The sequence below is a fragment of the Mesorhizobium sp. M7A.F.Ca.US.006.04.2.1 genome (assembly GCF_004022915.1).
Lineage (GTDB): Bacteria > Pseudomonadota > Alphaproteobacteria > Rhizobiales > Rhizobiaceae > Mesorhizobium > Mesorhizobium ciceri.
On the sequence record NZ_RZQA01000483.1, the window covers coordinates 1 to 4971 of the forward strand.

Below are 4971 nucleotides of genomic sequence, written 5' to 3' on the forward strand. Positions count from 1 at the left end.
GGGTCTGCGCCGCGTCGCTACCCTCCTTGCTTCGCCCGTGGACGACGAAGGTGAGGTTTCCGCGGGGAAAACGCCATCTTCACACCGCAGCCACAAACCCATCCAGCACGCGTTTCTGGCCGGCTTTGTCGAAGTCGATGGTCAGCTTGTTGCCTTCGATGGCCGAGATGTTGCCGTTGCCGAATTTCTGGTGGAAGACACGGTCGCCGACGTTGAAGGCGGACGGCTTGTCGGAGACGGATTTGGCGACCAGCTCGCCGTCGATGGTGCGGCCCTTGACCGAGGTGCGACCGGCGCCGTAGCCGCTGTCCGTCTCGCCGTAGCCGATGCGCTCGACCTGGTGGCCGGAGCGCGAGCCCCAGTTGCGGTCGGTCGCCTCGGTGCGGTTGGCCTGCGCGCGCTGCCAGCCCGGCGTCGCATAGGTGTTGGAGAAGGCGCCGGATTTTTCGCTGTCGGCGCCGACATTGTCGAAGCGCGAGGCGCCATAGGGGTTCTGCCGTCCTGCGCCCTGGCCGCCGCGGCCGGAGGCAAAGGAACCGCCGCCATAGGAATTGCCGTAGCCGCCGTAGGAGTTGCCGCTTTCAGCGACCTCGACATGGGCGTTCGGCAATTCCTCGAGGAAACGCGACGGGATCGTCGACTGCCATAGGCCATGGATCTGGCGGTTGGAGACAAACCAGATATGCAGGTTCTTCTTGGCCCGCGTCAGGCCGACATAGGCGAGGCGGCGCTCTTCCTCCAGCCCGGAGCGGCCGCCTTCGTCGAGCGCGCGCTGATGCGGGAAGAGGCCTTCCTCCCAGCCGGGCAGGAACACGGTCTCGAATTCGAGGCCCTTGGCCGAATGCAGCGTCATGATCGAGACGGCGTCGAGCCCGGCATTCTGTTCGGCGTCCATGACCAGCGCGACGTGCTCGAGGAAGGAGCGCAGCGATTCGTACTCCTCCATCGAGCGGATCAGCTCTTTCAGGTTCTCCAGCCGGCCGGGGGCTTCCACCGAGCGGTCGTTCTTCCACATGTCCGTGTAGCCGCTCTCTTCGAGAATGGTCTCGGCGAGTTCGGTGTGCGGCGTGGTTTCCAGCGCCTTCTGCCAGCGCTCGAAATTGGCCGCCACTTCGCGCAAGGCGGCGCGCGGCTTCGGCTTCAACTCGTCGCTTTCGGCGAGCTTGGCGGCGGCCTCCAGCATAGGGATGCGCAGCGCACGGGCGGTGTCGTGGATCTGGCGGATGGTGGCTTCGCCCAAGCCGCGCTTGGGCACATTGACGATACGTTCGAAAGCGAGGTCGTCGGCGCCTTGCGCGACGACACGGAAGAAAGCCATGGCGTCGCGGATTTCCAGGCGCTCGTAGAAGCGCGGGCCACCGATGACGCGGTAGTTGAGGCCGAGTGTGATGAAGCGATCCTCGAAGGCCCGCATCTGGAAGGATGCACGGACAAGAATAGCCATGTCGTTGAGATTGTGCTTCTGGCGCTGATAGGCCTCGATGGTCTCGCCGATGGCGCGGGCTTCTTCTTCGGAATCCCAGGCGGCGTGGACATTGACCTTGCCATCCTCGGGATCGTTGCGATCCGTGAACAGCGTCTTGCCGAAGCGGCCCTCATTGTGGGCGATGAGGTGGGAGGCGGCACCAAGGATGTGCGCGGTCGAGCGGTAGTTGCGCTCCAGCCGGATGATGGTGGCGCCGGGGAAATCCTTGTCGAAACGCAGGATGTTGTCGACCTCGGCGCCGCGCCAGCCATAGATGGATTGGTCGTCATCGCCGACGCAGCAGATGTTTACGGTGGCGCGGGTTTCGGCCGAAGAGCGCCCAATCTCCCCCGGCTTGCCTTGAGGCCTTTGCGCCAACAGCCGCAGCCACATGTACTGGGCGGTGTTGGTGTCCTGGTACTCGTCGACGAGGATGTACTTGAAGCGCTTATGGTATTCCTTCAGCACGTCCGGATTGGCGCGCAAGATGCGGATCGGGTGGCAGAGCAGGTCGCCGAAATCGCAGGCGTTCAGCGTCTTCAGCCGCTCCTGATAGGCCTTGTAGAGTTCGCGGCCCTTGCCGTTGGCGAAGGCGCGCGCGTCGCCCTCGGCAATGTCGGCGGGGCCTTGCCCCTTGTTCTTCCAGCCGTCGATCATCTGGGCGAACTGCTTGGCCGGCCAGCGCTTGTCGTCCAGCCCCTCGGCCTGGATCAACTGCTTGATCAGCCGCACGACGTCGTCGGTGTCGAGGATGGTGAAGTCGGAGCGCAGGCCGGCGAGTTCGGCATGTCTGCGAAGCAGCTTCACTCCAATCGAGTGGAAGGTGCCGAGCCACGGCATGCCCTCGACATTGCCTTCGCCGATCAGCACGCCGATGCGGATCTTCATCTCGCGCGCGGCCTTGTTGGTGAAGGTCACCGCGAGGATCTGCGACGGAAACGCCTTGCCGGTGGCGAGGATGTGGGCGATGCGGGTGGTGAGCACGCGGGTCTTGCCGGTGCCGGCGCCGGCCAGCACCAGAACCGGACCCTCCGTTGTTTCAACAGCTAGCCGCTGCTCCGGGTTGAGGCCCTTCAGATAGTCGGGTGCGTTGTTGTGTCCGCTGCGGGCAGCCATGGCGCGCGCGGCGATACCCGACGGGGCCGAGGGCCGCGCATTGGGTTCGTCGAAAAAGGGCATGTCTTCGGAAAAGCCGGACATCGCCCCCGAATGTAGTGATTCGGTGGGGAAAGACCAGAACTGTCTACGTTTTGTTCCGCTAAAGTGCTGGCGGCAAGGATGTACGGGCTGTTCAGGCCTTGCGGTAGCCGAGAGCGACGAAAAATCGCTGCCCTAACGAACGCGCCTCATCGGTCATCACGGCGCCGAGTGCCGTCTGCATCCGGTCGTAGTAATGGCTGCCCGCAGGGGACGCGAGAAATGCCGCGTAAAGCCTGAGATCGTCGAGCGACAAGTCACGATAGGCGAAAGCATTTCCTTCCATGATCCCCTTTTCGGCTTTTTCACGAAGGTTGCCGGCCTGCTTATGCACCAGCACCATTATCTGCTGATCCGATAAAGGCTGCCCGGCTGCCGCGAGCATTCCCGAAACCATCGCATAGCCCATGTTCAATGCGATCGCTTCAGCCATGTCCACGGCGCTGGTATCGTCGACGATTTTCCGGTACAGCGCGAGCCGTGCCGGATCTCCCGCCTGAAGTCCTCCAAGGATTTTCGGACCTTCGATCTTCTTGCGCCCCACGGCTTGCGGATCGGACGCTTGGATCTCCAGGGCTGTGACCCGCCTGCCCAATGGTGAATCGAAGAAAGCAGCCAGATCGGTGAGATCGACGGGCTGCAACCGGCCCGTCATCCGCGCCTCTACGGCTTTCTCCATCCTGTCAGCGTCAAAAGCGCCTTCAGCGGCGGCGGACAAGGCTTCCTTGACTTTTTCCGGCCCCGGCACGGATTTGATGCCGGCGACTATGCTTGGGCCGAGGCCGGCCAGCATCTCGTGGAAGCCGCTTGCCTTGTTGATCTCCTCGAGCGTTTGTGCCGACGCCGGTTGACTGCCAGCCATAAGCACGACGAAGCCGAACAGCGCGCCGGCAATGCGCATCCATGGCGGAAAGACGAAGGGCATGACTCGGTCTACTCCACGGTGATGCTGCGACGGAGACTGCTCGATAACCCGACCGCAGGCAAGATGAATTGCCACCTTGGCGTGTGGGCCAGCTTGACAGGCGGGGCGGGCAGGAGAAAGCTGTGCGCAGGGCAGGAACGGGACATCGGGCTGTCCTTGGCGTGGCAAAGCGCAACAGTCGAAGGAGTATCATCTTGGCTGTCACCATCACCTCCCTCATTCTTTTCCTCATCGGCCTGGCACTCGGCGGCGGCGGCATCCGCCTGGCGATGCTGGGCGGCAGCTGGTACTATGTCGTTGCTGGCCTTGCCTTCCTGATCGCCGCCTGGCTGCTCTACCGGCGCCGGTCCACCGCACTGTGGCTCTACGCGGCGATCGTGCTCGGCACGCTGGCCTGGGCGGTCTGGGAAACCGGCTTCGACTGGTGGGAACTCGGGCCTCGCGGCGGCGTCATCGTGCTTCTCGCTTTGTGGCTACTGACGCCGTGGGCGAGACGGGGTCTTGTCGGCCCTGACGCACGCGCGCCGCTGATCCTTGCCGTGCTGGCATCACTGGCCGTCGCCGGTTATTCGATGACTTCGGATCCGAAGGACATTGCCGGCGAACTCGGCACCGACAAGGTGGTCGCCAACGCCAATCTCGGCAATGACGTGCCGGCCGGCGAGTGGCACTATTACGGCCGCACGCAGTTCGGCCAGCGCTATTCGCCGCTCGACCAGATCACACCGGACAATGTCGCCAAGCTGCAGCCTGCCTGGACCTACCAGACCGGCGACGTGAAGGGACCGGACGATGTCGGCGAGACCACCTATCAGGTGACGCCGCTGAAGATCGGCGACACGCTCTACATCTGCACGCCGCATAATTTCGCCATCGCCATCGATGCCGCGAGCGGCAAGGAGAAATGGCGCTTCGATCCCAAGGTCAAGCTTGACAAGGACCGCCAGCACCAGACCTGCCGCGGTGTGGCCTATTACGCCGATGCCGCCGGCGCCGCCGGCCAGCCCTGTGCGACCCGCGTCTACCTGCCGACCTCGGATGCGCGGCTGATCGCGCTCGACGCCGCCAACGGGCAGATCTGCCCGGCTTTCGCCGAGGGCGGCACGCTGAACCTTCTGACCAACATGCCCTATCCGAAGTCGGGCTATTATTACTCGACCTCGGCACCGCTGATCTCAGGCGGCAAGATCATTGTCGGCGGCGCGGTCAACGACAATTATTCGACGCAGGAGCCGTCCGGCGTCATCCGCGCCTACGACGCTGCCACCGGCGCGCTGGTGTGGAACTGGGATTCCGGCAATCCGGACCAGACGACGCCGCTGCCGGCCGGCCAGACCTATACCGCCAACTCGCCCAACATGTGGTCGACGCCGAGCGCCGACGA

3 protein-coding genes are annotated in these 4971 nt (G+C 63.9%); 1 reads left to right on the forward strand and 2 read right to left on the reverse strand.

Features of this window, described 5'->3' with window-relative positions:
* Positions 1–79 precede the first annotated feature (79 nt).
* Together EN925_RS23190 and EN925_RS23195 are read right to left on the reverse strand one after the other, a co-directional pair.
* Entirely contained in the window at positions 80–2665 is a 2586-nt protein-coding gene (locus EN925_RS23190) for a UvrD-helicase domain-containing protein (RefSeq protein WP_127388399.1), read from the reverse strand.
* 91 nt (positions 2666–2756) lie between these two features.
* On the reverse strand, positions 2757–3587 hold the full coding sequence (locus tag EN925_RS23195; protein WP_063172472.1) for a DUF2059 domain-containing protein: 831 nt from the start codon (positions 3585–3587) through the stop codon (positions 2757–2759).
* Between the two features lie 194 nt (positions 3588–3781).
* On the opposite strand from EN925_RS23195, the gene EN925_RS23200 reads away from it, so the two are divergent.
* Positions 3782–4971, forward strand: a 1190-nt coding sequence (locus EN925_RS23200) for a PQQ-binding-like beta-propeller repeat protein (protein WP_164894343.1), incomplete at its 3' end; no start/stop codon positions are given.